Genomic DNA, 15,574 nt, shown 5'->3' with positions numbered 1-15,574 from the left:
GTCAAGGGCAAGAACAAGCCAGAGCCTCAGAAGCGGGCCAATCGCGCCACGCCAAGCTCCGTGGGCCCGGCGAACGCGCAAACGCCCAGCTCAAAAGCTGGAAGATCCTCCGAAAGCTCCGCTGCAGCCCGTCAAAGGTTGGCCACCTCTGCAAGGCCATCACCGTTCTTCAGAACCATCGCATTGCCCAAGCCGCGTGAGCCTGAAAATGGGTTCACTGACAGTCAGTCGCGGCCTGACGTCGCGAATCGAGCAGCACACCGTCTGCGAGCTGGTCACTCGGCGAATGCCCGCCAGCTTCACCCAGGCATGTGCATGAATTCCGACAGGAGAATCGGTGCAATCGGCAGGGATGTGCTGAGGATGAAGTGGTGGTCTAGATTATCGGGACTCACCATACTCTCCTCAAGATCGGCACACATGAATCTTTCCAGAGCCGTGATACAGGCATATCGCCAGTGAGCCACGGTGACGGAACCCTCGGCGCCGTAGCCGATTTCCTGATCGGCCATCCTTCGCACAGGAACCGTCTCATAGTCGAAGCGTGCGCCGACGAGGTAGGGGTCGAGGGCCGCAGTGTCATGACCGAACCGTCGGCCCGGTACGTCCGAGGGATCGAGCGCGGAGAGCAGTTGGCCGTCTGCCGCGAGTGCGAGGAGATTCTCCCATCCCGGCCACATGGGGCTGATGCCCCGGTCATGCCAGCAGGCCGTCATTACGGAGCGACCGCCAGTTGCCAGAGCGGCCAGCGTCTCAGGTTTGGCGCATCGGGTTCCGGAGCCACGTTGGCAAATGAGGATGCCTTCGCTCCACGAGGAGATCGTAACGAGCTCTGGAGGGGGATTTCTGTCGAGGCGTATCTGGTCGGCGCGGCGGAACGGTGACTCCACGCCGACGGCCCGGCGGACTGACTCGATGTCATGACCTTTGACGGCGGTGAGGCAGATGAGGTCGATCCAGGTGATGTCGAACATCGACTTGCAGATCCTTGCTGGCATTGAGGACGCGGCGGGAAGGGGACGCGAACCCCTTCCCGCCGCGATCAGATCATACGATGTGGTCGTGCTTTGTCATCGTGACGGGGCCTCGATCTTCACTCAGGGTCCCGTAACGGCTTCGTTGTTGGTCGTTATCATGACCCAGAACGGTGTCCCGTTGAGAATCCTGTAGCGGTTGTAAAAAAACCGCAGACTGGTTCCAGCGGATTCGTTCGCGCTGTGCAACACGTATTTCAGCGAGTAGTTGTCCGTCAGAACTCGTGTCTTGTAGACCCGGCCGGCGCCCTCCCATGTGGACCTGAACGGGTACTCATCGCACTCGTGAGCCACATAGAAGGTGAGTGTGGCGCAGACCCTGCGGCGTACGGATTGGGTTTCGTTCAGGACATCCGCCTGCGTGGTCCTGTGCAGTGGTTTGCCCTGTGCGCTGCCACGGGGTGCCATGAAATTGCCCGGCACGACCTTGTTGGCGTTCACCGGTGCGAGGCCTCGGGCGCCGGGGTTGTAGAACGTATCCTTGATGTGCATGGCCACTGCCCCGTGTCTGGCGGTGGTTTCGTACTGCAGAATTCTGCTCGCTTTCTGGAAGACGCAGCCACCCACATAGGTGGTGTTGTCTCGCTCCGTGTCGCAAGCGATCTGCATGGGATCGTTGAACTGGGCGAAGTCCTCGTCCGCTATCGGGGACGCGGCCTCGATGAACGGACTGATGGTGCAGGTTCCCAGATAGTCGGGACCGATGCTGCCCTTGTTTGACCGAATGGTGAAATGTGCGTACTTGTCGCCTTCCCAGCCTTCCAGTGATGACTGTCTCTCGATTGCGGTGAGAGGCTGACATTGTGAGCTGGAGGGAGAGCCCGCGAGTTTGACATAGGTGCGGATCGTAGCGTTCTGCGTGTTTCCGGTCTTGCGCAGATGGTTGATCTTCATCCACACGTCGATGTCGCGGCTCTTGCGGTTCGGGTCGTCCCACGCCTCATCGTTGTTCTGACGACCGATGCGGGTGTTGATCACCGTCGATCCACGGAACTGGGCCCAGCCGACAGGGACTTTGATGTATTTCCCGCTGGCGGCATCCCACACCTTCGAGTAGTAGGCGACGCCGTACCAGTGGGTGTAACACCAGGTGAAGGGGAAGGGGACGTCCTTCCATATGTAAACGCCGCCAGGCCCTCTGTCGCTCTCGCATTCCTCCGCGGTCAGATGGCCGACGGAGAACTCCGGCGGTTCGACCGCCGCCGCCGAAGTCGTTGCTCTGCGTGCCGCCATTCCTTGTGCGGAGTCGTCGATGACGAGGTTCTGCCATGTGGACCAGACGCCATTTGTCCCGCCGGTGGTCATCCGGGCTCGCCATCTGACCTTGTCGCCGTCCTGGAGCCGGCCCTTGGGGACACGCAGGGTCACCCGGGAATCGCCTGGCTCGGCGGCGGCTCGGCCAGACCATATGGAGCGCGTATTCACGCTCACTTGGCCCGCCTTCACGGACTTGGCCGGCCGGCGAGTGACCTCTATCTCCACAGTCTCCGCACCGTGGTGCCCGGCAGGCAACCAGACGGTCAGCCGGGGAGTCAGTGTTGTGGTGGTGACCCCTTCCATCATCGGGCTGCCGTCCGCTCCGAGCCTCTCGACCTGGGAGGCCGGATCGGCGGTAGCGTTCCCGCGCCGTTGCTGCGCCGCCGTGTTGGTCGCGGCACCGACGGGGGTGTTCATGTCGGTCTGGATCTCGGCTGCGGATTGGACGCGGTTGTAGACGCGTACCTCGTCGATAACGCCGCTGAAGAACTCTCCCCAGATGCTGTTGCCGCCGAGGCGTAGCACGCCGCCGTCGTCGCGGAGGTCGCCGGTCATCGGTGTCTGGTCGATCTGGGTGCCGTTCAGGTACAGGGTGATGATCGTGCCGTTGTAGGTGACGGCCAGGTGACTCCACTGGTTGAGCGGCAGCGGGTCGTCGCCCACCACCGACTTGATGGTGGTGGTGTTTTGCAGAATACCCAATGGGGCAGGATCGACGGACGCGTACAGCCCGTAGGAGGCTTCATCGGTGTTCTCTTTCATCAGCACGGTGCGCCAGTCGTCCACTGTCGTCGGGTTGACCCACGCCGAGTATGTCAGCGCGTTCGTCAAGCGCAGCGACTCGGCGTGCGGGATGGTGACCCAGCTCGAGGAGCCGTTGAAGGACAGTGCCTTGCCGTGCTTTCCGGTTGCCCAGGTGGTGTCGGTGGCCACTCCAGTGTTGTTCTTCCCGGAGGAGTCGCCCACGATCGTGCCCGTGCCCTCTTCCATGCCGTACGCGGCCACCAGGCCCGGGTTCGAGGGTGGGGCCGTGACGGTGGCCGCGACCTCGTTCGAGGACGGGCTGAGGTTGCCGGCCGCGTCGGCGGCGCGAATCCGGTAGTAGTACGTCCCCGCAGCGAGGCCCGCGTCCGTGAACATGGTGGCCGACACGGAGCCAACCTGGTTCGCGTCCGACGGGGCGAAGCCCGGCGTCGTAGAGCGGTGGATCCGGTAGCCGGCCACACCCGCGTTGTCCGTCGAGGCCGTCCAGGCGAGCTGCGCGCTGCCGGCACCGCCGGTCGCAGCGAGCGAGCCGGGCGCGGTTGGCGCCTGGGTGTCCGGCGGCGACGTCCCGCCGATCGGGGTGGTCATGTCGGTCTGGATCTCGGTGGTGGTCTGCGCGCGGTTGTAGATGCGTACCTCGTCGATCAGGCCGCTGAAGTACTCGTTCCAGACGACGTTGCCGCCGATCCGCAGCGGGCTGCCGTCGTCGTAGAGGCTGCCGCTCATCGTGGTCTGGTCGACCTGCTGGCCGTTGACGAACAACCGCAGGGTCGTGCCGTCGTACGTGAGCGCCAGGTGGCTCCAACTGTTCACCGGCAACGGTGAGGTTCCGTCGGCGGTCGACGGGGTCTCGGGCCCGGTCTGCACCCAGCCGGACGGGACCCCGCCGCCGTTGGCGGCGTACAGGGCATAGGAGGCCCCGTCATTGCTCAGTTCCTTGGTCATCACGCTCTTCCACGGCGTGCTGGCCACCGTCGCCGGATTGACCCAGGCCGACAGCGTCATCCCGGTCGTCAACCGCAGCGACGCCGCGTCCGCGACCGTGACCATGCTGGACGAACCGTTGAACGACAGGGCCTTGCCGTACTTGCCATTCCCCCATGTCGCGCTGGTGGCCGTTCCGGTGTTGTTCCGGCCGGAGGCGTCGGTCACGCTGCTGCCCGAGCCCTCGTTCATGCCGTACGCCGCTACCAGCCCTGGGGTTTGAGGCGGAGCGGTCGTACCAGTGGTGAACGACCAGATGTGAGATGCCATCACGTTCCCTGCGGCATCCTTGGCCTCGGTGACCTCGACCTCATAAGCGGTCTCGTTAGCGAGTTTGGAGAATGGCTTGAAGATCCACTCGTTGTCGCCGCTCGGAGCTTCTAGCACGCCCTGCACCGTGGCGCCCGCTGCGTCCTTGACGGTCACCTGAGGACCAGTCACCGCTTCGCTGAAGGTCACCTTCACCGTAGTGTCTGTGGACACGTTCCCGGCATCTGGCGCCGGGACGGTCTCGGTCACGGTGGGAGGGCCGGAGTCGGGCTCGCCGCCCGTGGTGAACGACCACGAGTACGGCTCCATCACATTGCCCGACGCGTCCGTGGCTCCAGTGATGACGACGTTGTACGTCGTTCCGGCGGTCAGAGGCGCGTTCGGCGCGAAGGTGAGCGCGAAAGTGTCCTCGTCAACAGCTGGATTTCCCGCCACCACGTCGCCTTGGGCGTTCTTCACCTCGATCGCGGCATTGCTGATCGCCTCAGTAAAGTACGCCGCTATCCGAACGTTCGTAGCAACCGCCGTCGCGTCGGCCGTCGGCGTGGTCATCCCCACTTCAGGCGCCGTCGTATCAGGCTCGGGGTTGGGATGCTCTTGAGGGAGATCGTGTGATCTCACGCGTGTAGGTACGGAACTGGGAGTCTCAGCGAGAGTCTGGAGCTGCTCATACGTCACTGAGGAGGGGGTTGGGCCGTCAGGATATGTCTGCGCCTGCATTGCGACGGCCTGCTCATATGTGGGCTGTTGGGTCAGCTCCTCTCCCTCGTAAGAGTAGTAGACGGCTTCCGTTGTTGCCGGCGCTGGGGTGTATTCCACGATGAGGGTGGGCGGGTGGCGGTAGCCCGGGTAGGGCTCGCCGCTGTATTCGCTGGAGTAGTACTGGCGCCAGTTGATCGACGCGGTCTCGGGAAGGGCCCGCAGCACCAATCCGTGGTTGGGTTTGTCCTCTTCGATCCAGGCGCGGGCCATGGCGTTGACCTCGTGCAGCAGTGTCTCTTCCTTGGCGCACCAGCTGGCAGGGTCGGCCTCGTAGTTGTAGCCGGCCTTATTCCCTCCTTCCAGGGTGCCTAAGGTAAGGGGCTGGTTGGACCAGCTCAGGGTGGTGGTACTCCACGAAGAGGTGATGCGTTCGGCCGCGATGCCGTTTCCGAGGTTCTCGCCGCACAGTTGACCGTTGGGGCCGCCGGACTTGTAGTTCCACATCCACAGGTCCGCGTCGAGGACGGTGGCGCCTTCGAGCTCCGGGGCGTCGGTGTTGAACTTGAGGTACACGCGGGCGACGTCGGCGCTGGTGGCGGTGGTGCCGGCGCGCAGCCACCCGGCGGCAGCGTTGTTGGAACTGGGGTTGTTCTTGTTGACCCAGGCGTCGGTGGGAATGCCGCCGCCGAACCATTCGGAGGCCGCGGCGATAGTCACCGGATAGGTGACCGCCGGGTCGGCCAGGAACTTCTCGTCCGGGGTGAACACCAACTCCGGCGTCTTACCGGATTTCGCCACGCGCGCGGTAACCGGGGAACTCTTACCCTCGTCGGGCGAGGCCTCCACTTTGGCATCCATCGCGGTCAGCACGATCGGCGCAGCCTTCGCCTTGCCCTTGGCATCCTTGAGCTGCGGCAGCCCTTCCGGCGTCTTGCCGAACGCGGTGCCCTCGGGCAGCGTGAGCGGCAACCGTACGGTCACCGCGCCAGCCGGCTTGTGCCGGAAGACCACCTGGGAGATGAACCCATCGGCTTGCGCTAGCACCACCAGATCCACACCCGGCGCCACAGCGTCAGGGTAGGTGATCGAACTGCCAGAGATCTTCGGCTCCGGCAGCGCCTGGGCCACGTCGAGGCCGCTCGTGCCCTGCTTGCCATCCGCCGACACCAGATGCTTGGTACCGCGTCCACCGAAAGTCAGCGGGGTCTTGACCCGCGCCGCCTGCAGTTTGCCGTCCTTGGTGACGATGCGGGTGTCGATGGGCTCCCAGGCGCCACTGGCCGGGTTCTTGAGCTGCACGGGGCGGGTGTAGAGCTCGGCCCGCATGTTCTTGCCGTCCGGGTTGGCCCATACTTTCATTGTCTCGGTGAACCGGGAGGGCACCTCCACGGGCTTGCCGGACTTGGCCGCTGCCTCCCAAGCGCTCTTGAGCGCCGACTCAGAAGTAGCGGTCGGCGGTGTTGTCGGCGTGGACGATTGGGCGGGGGATGGAGTGGGACTCTGGGCGATGGCGGGCGCGCTCATGAGCGAGAGCGGCAGAGTAGTACCGCGGTGAGGGCAGCGCGGCGGCGCGTCCGAACGGCTAAGCCGGACGCTGATCGTCGTGTGTTCATCACGACCTTTCGAACAGAGCTAGCAAAACATCCCGATCTTCACATAAGGAGCAAATAAGAGTAAAGATCGTTTTCCGTGACGGGAAAGGCGCCTGCCGTAGTCGCTAACTTGCCGTTCCAGAGGGCAGCGACGGTCTTCGCCCGCCGTCATGAATGAGGACCGTGCGACTCCGCTGCGCAGAGATCCTCGCCACCCCCCGAAACACCGCACCCTTCGTTCAAGGGAGAGTCAGCATGGGTAGGCAGCCTGCTATACGGCAGCGCCATCGACCCACCCGGCCGCTTGGTGGTCGTGTTATTCAGGCTCTCGAACGCCACCTCGTCAGCGGCAGACACGAACGCTTCGACTGCCCTCAGCCGCAGCCGTGCCAAATACGTGCGCACTTTGCCTTCCGTAACCACCACAAGCGCCTCGCGGCGCGACGCTGGCGCTGGCCGCGCACACCGACCTGAAAGTGGTTCAGGCCATGCTCGGGCACGCCAGCGTCGTGCTCACCGCCGACACCTACGTCTCGGTGCTCCCGAAGGTGGCCCACCAAGCCACCCGGGAGACGGCCCGACTGGTGCTGAAAGCCGCGTTCAAACTGGGGCGAACGCTCGGCGACTGACTCAGCTTGCCTCACATCTGCCCCACACCATCATCAAGCGTGACCATGATGTGGGTCTCCGCTGGTGGAGTGGCGCGCCCTGCAGGATTCGAACCTGCGACCGTCGGATTAGAAGCAAGATCTTTTAATGCGGCCCTGTGCCTTTAGGTGCTGGTTCGTGCCGCCTCAGCGCGTTTTGCGTGTCAGGCAGTGCCGGGTCCTGACAACGCGTGACGGAGCGTACGAGCACGCACCGAGCACGGCGGCATTCCTCACCCCCAGGGACCCGAACGACCATAATGGATATCCTGGCGCGTGTTCGCTCAGTCCTTGGACCACATCACGCGGAAAGCGCAAGGCTCGTTCGCGCGACGCGGGCGGCTGAGGCCAGGCCTCGGGTCATACTCTGAACTCTATGCAAGAGGAGCTGCGGGCGTTCACCGAGTGGGTGGGCGCAGGCCGGAAGCTGACCCAGACGGGGAAACTGACGCTGTCGGACGCGCGGACGCTGGTGGCACTGCTGGAGACCGGCGACGAGATCGACCCGAAGATCGGCGACCGGGTGTTTCGGACGAAGAGCAGCACCGAACTGCCCGGATTGAACCTGATCGCGGAATGGGCCAAAGCGACCGGGCTGGTTAGGGTGGTCAAGGGACGGCTGCTGCCAGTGAAGAAGGCGGCGCCACTGCTGAACAACCCGAAGCGGTTGTGGGAGGCGTCGTTCACGGCGTTGGGGAAGATAAGCCAGGCGCTCTTCCCCAAGAACTACTGGTACTCGTCCCTGGTCGGCGAGGAGTTCGCGCTCATCTGGCCGGCGCTGCAGCGTAGGTTGTACGGCGGACCGGTGCCCGTCGCGAATCTGCGGGAGCTGGCCTGGCAGATCGCATCGCCGTACTACGAGATGCGCGACCCGCAAGCGCAACGGCGAATGGCCGATCAGGACATCGATCGGCTGCTGACCGTCCTGGCGCGGCTGGGCGTGGTGGAGCTCACGGAGGAGACGGCGGCTCTGACCCCGGCAGCCGTGCACGCCGTACAGCGCACCCTGGGTGAAGCCGCACCGGGAGAGCCGATCTACCAGATCCGGGTGACGCTCCAGGAGAGCGCGGATCCGGTGATCTGGCGGCGCCTGCTCGTCTCCCCCGGGATCACCCTCGCCAGGCTGCATGACATCCTGGTCACGGCGATGGGCTGGGAGAACAGCCACCTCCACCTGTTCACGGTGGGCGGCGTCCTGTACGGCCAGGCGTCACCCGAATGGGACCTGGACGTCCGGGACGAGAAGAAGACCCGGTTGCAGGAGGTGCTCACACAGGCGGGGGCGGCCATGGAGTACGAGTACGACCTGGGCGACAGCTGGCGACACGACATCGTGCTGGAGGAGATCCTCACCGCGGAGGAAGGAGTCCGTTACCCGGTGCTGGTGGACGGGGCGGGCGCCTGCCCGCCAGAGGACGTCGGCGGCATCGGAGGCTACGAACACTTCCGACGGGCGCTGGCCGATCCCGGACACGACGAGCACGATGAATATGTCCATTGGGCCGGTCTGGACAGCGCGCAGAAATTCGACCCCGCCCGGTTCGCGCTTGAAGCCACCCGAAGGGCGTTGACGTCGGCCGGGTGATCCATCTCCCCTTCTGCCGGCAGCCATGGGGGGGACGCCGCGGCGTTCAAGGCCGGCGACGCCATGGCCTCTGACGTCGGGAGGACACAAGCGGTAAATGGGTGACCTGCTTCCGATCATGACGGCTCGGCGGTGACAAGTCACTGGCGTTACGAGTCCCCAACGAGAGCCAGCGCGCGCTCTTCGACGCGACGGATAGACAATGCGCCAAATGCCGCAGACCTCGGCAAGAGTCGCAACTTCTTCTCCTCTTGCCGCAAACCAACACATAGGCATTATTTGCTCTAATGCAGCTCGTAACTGGATCTGCCCCATGTGCACCTGCCGTCAACTCTTCGATGTGAGGATCTGGCTCTCCGGATATTGACGTGCTGACAGGCAGAGTTCACCGTCGGTGGCACCGGGCCGTGGCGGTCTGCCCACAGGCGAGGGATGGCCGCTTCACCCGCCATGAGGTTCACCAACCGCACGGAGAACCAACCATGACGGTGTACGTGGTCATCATCAACAGTCGCCGGCCCAATCTGCTGGCGCTCCGGCATATGAGTGACCGGATATCGGACAGCGTCCGGCCTCTTATCGAGATCGTGGCGCGCGCTGAAGATGAGTCGCCGAAGGTCGCGGTCCAGCGAGTACTGTCGGAGATCCACCGGAACCGCTTGCTGGACAAGAGCATCGACTTCGCACTGGATACCAGGCCCCTTGCCGACCGGTTCGGGCCCTCAGGAGCATATGAGGCACTCAGGCTCCTTGTCGCAGACCTCGGCGTCGGCTCTTTCCGTCCCGTCATCCATACGGATGAGGCGCCGGAGAACCTGGAGGAAGTGCGACGCGCCACGGAGAAACTGCACACTGGCGTGTGCCTCCGCGTACGGCGCCCCTTCGCCTTCAACCTGTCTGATTCGCGTGTACTCCTGGATCAGCTGGAAGCCGTGGGGGAAACGGCGGAGCGAACGGACCTGGTGCTCGACTGCGGTTACTTCACCTCTGCCTCCGAAACTTGCACAGGCGTTGGAGGCCCTCTGCGCCACCTCCTCGACATCGCCTGGCAATCGGTGACGGTCGTAGGAGGGTCGTTTCCCTCCACCGAGGATCTGGTGAAGCCTGCCGTACCGGAGGTCAGGCGCATCCCACGGCGGGAAGCAGACCTCCGGTGCCGGATCAGTCGGCTGTGGAACGACGTCAGCTACGGGGATTACGGAGTCGACCATCCGGGCCCTCCCCCGGCAGACGACAAGTGGCCGCCCCCGAACCTGCGTTACACGGTCGGACGGCAATGGTCTCTGTACTACTGGCCGAAGGGAACAAGTCGCGGCAACAAGGGCTTCTTCGAGCTCTGCAAGAGGCTGGTCGGCTCCTCAGATTGGCCGAGCTATGGCACGGGCTTCTCCTGGGGTGACGAGCAGATCGCGAGGGCGGCCTGTGAGGACGGCGGCCCTGGCGGGAGCACCGAGTGGAAGGCGTACTCCCTGTCTCACCACCTGGCTGCCGTCGTCGGCATGCTGCGCGAGGAGGCTTGCCGAGCGCGCTAAGCGCCGTCGGCACCGTAGCGGGCGTGGATGGCCTCAAGCCAGCTCACGGCCAGTGCCGCTAGATGCGTGACCTCGTCATAGATGCGCTGCGTCTGCGCGTCCTGCTCGGACGCGGACGCGGGTTCGTAGGCTTCGGCGGCGAGCTTGCCGAGTTGCGCCATCATCGCCACGACCCGGCTGCGGTCGAGCTCGTACAGGTCCGCACCGGCTGGGCGGGGGCGCAGGCGCTCCCGTTCGCGCAGGATGTCGTCGAAGGCGGCGCTGAGCCGCAACCGGGTGGCGTGTGCTCGCACCGCCTCGACGATGAACTCGGCGACCTGCCGGGGGTGGGCGGCGTCAGCGACTTCGAAGTACAGGGCGTACTGCTCCTCGTCGCCGGCCGTGACGGCCCAGGCGCCGTGTTCGTCCTTGTCCTGGTTTGATGGGCCGGGAACGACGGCCCAGGACGCCAGGTCGACAGTGCCGATCTGATCAGGAGTGGGAATCGGTGGCTGCATCGCGATCTTCCTTCTGCTCGGACTGGGAAGAGGACGCGTTGAGGGCGGCCTCCCATGGTGGCGGAGGCGGCACATGATCGCCAGTCTTGTCGCTAGAGCGGAGGTCAGGGTTCCACCTGATGGCTCGGGACGACCAGGGGTGAGGGTCAGCGTGTGGTGGGCCCACCTCGTACGATGTGACGCCCCCTAATGAGCTGAGGGCGTACGCGTTCACGCTGTCGGAGGCGAACCAGCGCCAGAGGGCCGGACAGACGATCGTGGCGCCCACAGCGAACGTGAGCAGCAGGGTGAAACGAACGACATCTTCGGCACGCCCTGCGCGAGTACGAACACCTCTACAACCAGCACCGAGCCCACCAAGCCCTGAAGCAAGCAGCCTCGCTGGGTCCCGTCCCGATCCGATCACCGGTCCCGGACGAATCATCGATCTGAAGGTATGCCGCAGAGCGGCTCGACGGCGTCCTCCAGGAAAACTCACATGCCTTGAACTGCATTGATGCAATTTCCGGCAGGCGCACTCCTGAGGAGCTCGAACGCGCGTTGAGGTGATGCGACCGTCCCTCGCGTTCGTCAACACGATGCTCACCATGCTCGCGGAGAGCAAGTTTGGAGCTCCGTCGCACCGTATCGGCACGATCCTTGGCGTCCCTGTCCCACCTTGAGCAGCGAATTATTCAAGGCCGCCACAGCAACCGCGCGTATCGCCACAACCTCGCCCTGCGCACTCAATTCGCAACAAAAGAGACACGGGGCCATGCAGTCCGCGCGAGCTTTATCAAACCGCTACATGAAGGCCTCGGGTTGCTCTATATCCGTCATGGACATGTAACGTTCCACGCTCTAGGATCACAAGGCTCACACAGGTGGTCGCGAGAAAGGGCGATGGCCCATGCCTTACTCGGCAGAGATCAGCCGGTCGAATCCGACCTGTTTCGTCTTCCTCGTCGATCAATCCGCGTCCATGAGTGACCCCATCGGTCGGGAAACGCCCAGCAGCAAGGCAGCTGTGGTCTCCGACGCGATCAATCGGTTGCTCACTGAGCTTTCTGTGAAATGCGCCAAGGAAGAGGGCGTACGCGACTACTTCCATGTCGCCGTCGTCGGCTATGGCCACAACAACGTCGGCTCCGCCTATGGCGGAGCGTTGGCCGGGCGCGATCTGGTGCCGCTGAGTCAGATCGCGGAGAATCCGGCCCGCGTGGAGCAGCGCTCGAAAAAGGTCCCCGATGGGGCTGGCGGGTTGGTCGAGACCACAGTCACTTTCCCCGTGTGGATGGATCCGGTGAGCAACGGCGGCACACCGATGCGGCAGGCCATCGAGTTCGCGCACCGTCTCGTTGACAAATGGCTTTCTGAGCACCCCGCGTGCTTCCCACCCATCGTCCTCAACCTTACCGACGGCGAGGCCAACGACGGCGATCCGACGGTCCCTGCTGCCGCCATCCAGTCCCTGGCCAGCGCCGACGGCCCCGTGCTGCTGTTCAATCTGCACGTTTCGGACGCAGGCGGCTCGCCGGTGACGTTCCCTGACTCCGACGCGGGCCTCCCCGATGCCTACGCTCGTACGCTCTTCGGAATGTCCAGCTTGCTTCCCTCACACATGCGCTCGTACGCCGCGCAGGAGGGCTTCACCGTCAGCGACGGCACGCGAGGCTTCGTCTACAACGCCGACATAACCTCTGTGGTGCAATTCCTCGACATCGGCACGCGTGCGTCCGAGCTGCGGTGACGATGCGAGCCAGCATCTTCTCTCACCGCCTGCATAAGGGGGGCGGCTCGGAGGAGGAGTACGAGGACGCCTTCGCGACCACGCTGGACGTGCAAACGCTGGAGGACGTTGCCGCGGACGGGCTCGGAATTGCCATTTCAGATGGCGCTTCGGAGAGCATTCTCGCCGGACGGTGGGCGCGGCTGTTGGTGCGGCACTTCACGGAGGCCATGCCGGGGGTGCTCGGCACCCGTGACGCGTTCGCCTCCCACGCTGTGCAGGCCGTGAAGCAATGGGAGCTCTCCATCAGCGAGTACGTTACGGAAAGGGAGGCGGAGGGACGGCCGATCCAGTGGTATGAGCAGCCCAAGATGGATCGCGGCGCTTTTGCGACCCTCCTGGTCGTGGGCCTGTCGGTCACGCTAGGAGAAGATGGCGACTCACTGACGACATGGGTGGCCGCCGGAATAGGTGACTGCGCTCTCTTCCACGTCCGCGATAACCGGCTTCTCACATCGTTCCCCATGACTGACTCGGCTGCGTTTACCAACAGTCCGGCTTTGCTCAATAGCAAGAACCACGACCACGATCTCATCGCTGAGCGAATGCAGACGCACGTAGGCATCCTGCGACCGAAGGACGACCTCTACATCTGCACCGACGCGGTCGCCGCATGGTTTCTCGGGCAGGCCGAGCGCCAAGGCCGTCCGTGGGAGACCCTTGGAGACCTTGACGCTGCCAACGGCCCGACGTTCGCCGACCTCGTGGATGAAGAGCGGGCGGGCGGCCGGATGCGCAACGACGATTCCACCCTGATCCACTTGACCGTGTGGTGACGGATGGCTGCTGTCACACGCTTCCCGAGCGGCGGCCAGTACGTGGACGCCCTGCAGAATCCCCGCCTCTGCTTCCGCGACCCCGAATTACAGACGGCGCGCCCGCAGACCGATTCCCTCGGCCGGCCCAAGGCGATTTCCGGCAACTTCGCCAGTGTCTTCTCAGTGACTACAGTGGCGGGCACGAGGTATGCCATCAAGTGCTTCACCAGGAACATTCCTGATCAGGAGAAGAGATACCGCGCGGTCAGCGACCACCTTCGAACGCTGCCGCACCGCTGGAAGATCGGCTTCGATTACCAGCCTGCAGGAATCATGGTGGCAGGGCAGTCGTATCCCATTCTCCGCATGGAATGGGTGGAGGCCGTCGGTCTGATCCGCTGGATCGAGGATCATCTCGGCGACCGCGCCGCCCTGTCCACCGTAGCCAGCCATTTCGCCGAACTGGCCGATGACCTGGCCAGAGCCGGCATCGCCCATGGTGATCTCCAGCACGGCAACCTGCTCGCCACCCCCGGCGGCGCCTTGAAACTTGTCGACTATGACGGCATGTACGTCCCCGCCCTCGCGGGCATGCCCGCCACCGAGCATGGCCACCGCCACTACCAGTCACCGAACCGCGCCCATGCGGGATTCGGACCGGACCTGGACCGTTTCTCCAACTGGCTCATCTACTTATCTCTGGTCGCCATCTCCGTAGATGCAACGCTCTGGCACACCCTGCACGAGCCGGGCGGCGAACATCTCCTGCTCATGGACACCGACTTCGCAGACGTTTCGACGTCCACCAGGATGGCGGCGTTGAGGCAGCACCACATCCCCGACATCGGCCAGCTGGCCACACAGGTCGCCGACCTCGCCACGCGGCCGCTGTCCGCGCTGCCAGACCTCGTTCCGCTCCCGGAGATCTCCCTCCCGGCCCCAAGCAAGCAGGCTCCCGCTCAGACTGGCCTGCCGCAGTGGATGGCCGGCCATGTGCCCCAGGAAGCACCTTCGCCGCCGCCGGTACCCGTGCCGCTCGGCGACCACCACCGGCTGGTGCGGTGGACCCGCCTCACCATGGTCGGGCTGGCCGTCGCGACCGCTCTGACAGCGATGATTCTCGCCGTGACTGGCATGGCCGCAATCGCGATTGCGGAGTTCGGGCTTGCCCTCGCGTTCCTGTCCAGCCGGGTCTTCTACACCTTCCTGCCCGAACACAAGGCTCGAAAGGCGATCGCCGACCGGCACCAGCACGCGCACCGACGCACCAACCTTGCGGCCAAGGCGACCGCGGGGCTCGAGAAGGAGCGCGACCGACGTCAGGCGGATGACACCCGACAGGCACAGGCCAGCGCCAAGGAGATGCAGGATCTACGACAACGCCAGCGCCATGAGCTCAACGTGTTCGACCGGACGACGACCGAGAGGGTAAGCCCGTTCGAGGCACACATTCAGTCGGTGTTAGCCAAGGAGCGGGAGGAGATCAACGACGCTCTGGCGCTACTGCAACAGCAGTACGTCATCACCTATCTCAAGCGCTTCGTCCTGCGATCCGGCCATATCACCGGCATCGGTGACGGCATCGTGGCCAGCCTCCGGGCTCACGGCATCACCACACCCGCCGATTTCACGGATGCCGTGTACACGGCCGGCGGCTACGGGCAGCGATCAGAAGTGCACATCATCCTCGCCGATGGACGGTCCGTCCACGTGAACGGCGTGGGTGAGACCCGCGCCAACGCGTTGCGCGAATGGCGCAGAGCACATCTCGACCGGGCCATGCGGCAGCCCGGCTTCCCCACCGCCCTGCCGCAACACATGCTTCAGCAGATCGAAACGAGGTGGGCCGCTGAGCGCCAACGGGTCGAGGCTCAACGCGACGCCGTCCGACGGGACAGAGCATCCCATCGCGTCGCGCTCAGCCAGAGGCAGGCCCAGGAGATGAAGCAACTGACTGACAAACAAGCCCAGCGCAGTGCGAGCGCGACGCTCGCGGCGCAGGACATCAATCAGCGCATCTCGGAGGAGCGGGCGCGGCATCAGGCACTTATCCGACAGGAGCAAGAACTGCTCAGGGAACTGCATGCCTATCGGCATGTCTCCTACGGGCGCTTTCTGCGTAGGGTGCTGCTCGGCACTGTGAGCAAGTGACAGGACATTTCTGGCTCCGGCAGACGACGTCG

General features: G+C 64.3%; 9 protein-coding genes and 1 pseudogene. 7 read left to right on the top strand and 3 right to left on the bottom strand.

The annotated features are described in order from the left end of the window. Positions 1-3: 3 nt before the first annotated feature. A pseudogene (locus ACFKCF_RS50020) lies at positions 4-200 on the top strand (transposase family protein); the annotation flags it as partial. Between the two features lie 99 nt (positions 201-299). Here the strand turns inward: ACFKCF_RS50020 and ACFKCF_RS50015 are convergent. Both ACFKCF_RS50015 and ACFKCF_RS50010 read right to left on the bottom strand, forming a co-directional pair. Then, positions 300-974, bottom strand: coding sequence for a hypothetical protein (locus tag ACFKCF_RS50015; protein ID WP_394502911.1), 675 nt, complete (start codon positions 972-974; stop codon positions 300-302). A 123-nt stretch (positions 975-1,097) separates the two neighbouring features. Continuing rightward, entirely contained in the window at positions 1,098-6,536 is a 5,439-nt protein-coding gene (locus tag ACFKCF_RS50010; protein WP_394502909.1) for a LamG-like jellyroll fold domain-containing protein, read from the bottom strand. A 556-nt stretch (positions 6,537-7,092) separates the two neighbouring features. Between ACFKCF_RS50010 and ACFKCF_RS50005 the strand changes: the two genes are divergently transcribed. The 3 genes from ACFKCF_RS50005 to ACFKCF_RS49995 all read left to right on the top strand — a co-directional run bounded on the left by ACFKCF_RS50005 (position 7,093) and on the right by ACFKCF_RS49995 (position 10,368). After that, positions 7,093-7,233 (top strand): hypothetical protein, encoded by a 141-nt coding sequence (locus ACFKCF_RS50005; RefSeq protein WP_394502908.1) that lies wholly within the window; start codon positions 7,093-7,095, stop codon positions 7,231-7,233. Between the two features lie 394 nt (positions 7,234-7,627). Then, complete coding sequence (locus ACFKCF_RS50000) at positions 7,628-8,836, top strand: plasmid pRiA4b ORF-3 family protein (RefSeq protein WP_394502906.1); 1,209 nt, start codon at positions 7,628-7,630, stop codon at positions 8,834-8,836. 482 nt (positions 8,837-9,318) lie between these two features. Continuing rightward, positions 9,319-10,368: a hypothetical protein gene (locus tag ACFKCF_RS49995; RefSeq protein ID WP_394502904.1), complete on the top strand. Its 1,050-nt coding sequence runs from the start codon at positions 9,319-9,321 to the stop codon at positions 10,366-10,368. Here the strand turns inward: ACFKCF_RS49995 and ACFKCF_RS49990 are convergent. Further along, complete coding sequence (locus ACFKCF_RS49990; protein WP_394502902.1) at positions 10,365-10,865, bottom strand: hypothetical protein; 501 nt, start codon at positions 10,863-10,865, stop codon at positions 10,365-10,367. The two genes, ACFKCF_RS49995 and ACFKCF_RS49990, sit on opposite strands and share 4 nt — an antisense overlap. An 889-nt stretch (positions 10,866-11,754) precedes the next feature. Here ACFKCF_RS49990 and ACFKCF_RS49985 point away from each other — a divergent pair. Genes ACFKCF_RS49985 through ACFKCF_RS49975 form a run of 3 tightly spaced genes read left to right on the top strand, consistent with a single transcriptional unit; the run spans position 11,755 to position 15,542 of the window. Then, complete coding sequence (locus ACFKCF_RS49985; protein WP_394502900.1) at positions 11,755-12,594, top strand: vWA domain-containing protein; 840 nt, start codon at positions 11,755-11,757, stop codon at positions 12,592-12,594. A 2-nt stretch (positions 12,595-12,596) separates the two neighbouring features. Continuing rightward, positions 12,597-13,409, top strand: a complete 813-nt coding sequence (locus ACFKCF_RS49980) for a protein phosphatase 2C domain-containing protein (protein WP_394502898.1) — start codon at positions 12,597-12,599, stop codon at positions 13,407-13,409. Positions 13,410-13,412: 3 nt separating this feature from the next. Further along, entirely contained in the window at positions 13,413-15,542 is a 2,130-nt protein-coding gene (locus ACFKCF_RS49975; protein ID WP_394502896.1) for a hypothetical protein, read from the top strand. Positions 15,543-15,574 lie beyond the last annotated feature (32 nt).

The sequence above is a fragment of the Nonomuraea sp. JJY05 genome (assembly GCF_043496855.1).
Taxonomy (GTDB): Bacteria; Actinomycetota; Actinomycetes; order Streptosporangiales; family Streptosporangiaceae; genus Nonomuraea.
The sequence above is the reverse complement of the archived record's forward strand: the minus strand, read 5'-3'. Positions and strand labels throughout refer to the sequence as shown.

Excerpts from the sequence above, each read along its gene's own strand:
- ACFKCF_RS50015 (WP_394502911.1), bottom strand. The coding sequence starts at position 974 with ATGTTCGACATCACCTGGATCGACCTCATCTGCCTCACCGCCGTCAAA.
- ACFKCF_RS50010 (WP_394502909.1), bottom strand. The coding sequence starts at position 6,536 with ATGAGCGCGCCCGCCATCGCCCAGAGTCCCACTCCATCCCCCGCCCAA.
- ACFKCF_RS50005 (WP_394502908.1), top strand. The coding sequence starts at position 7,093 with ATGCTCGGGCACGCCAGCGTCGTGCTCACCGCCGACACCTACGTCTCG.
- ACFKCF_RS50000 (WP_394502906.1), top strand. The coding sequence starts at position 7,628 with ATGCAAGAGGAGCTGCGGGCGTTCACCGAGTGGGTGGGCGCAGGCCGG.
- ACFKCF_RS49995 (WP_394502904.1), top strand. The coding sequence starts at position 9,319 with ATGACGGTGTACGTGGTCATCATCAACAGTCGCCGGCCCAATCTGCTG.
- ACFKCF_RS49990 (WP_394502902.1), bottom strand. The coding sequence starts at position 10,865 with ATGCAGCCACCGATTCCCACTCCTGATCAGATCGGCACTGTCGACCTG.
- ACFKCF_RS49985 (WP_394502900.1), top strand. The coding sequence starts at position 11,755 with ATGCCTTACTCGGCAGAGATCAGCCGGTCGAATCCGACCTGTTTCGTC.
- ACFKCF_RS49980 (WP_394502898.1), top strand. The coding sequence starts at position 12,597 with ATGCGAGCCAGCATCTTCTCTCACCGCCTGCATAAGGGGGGCGGCTCG.
- ACFKCF_RS49975 (WP_394502896.1), top strand. The coding sequence starts at position 13,413 with ATGGCTGCTGTCACACGCTTCCCGAGCGGCGGCCAGTACGTGGACGCC.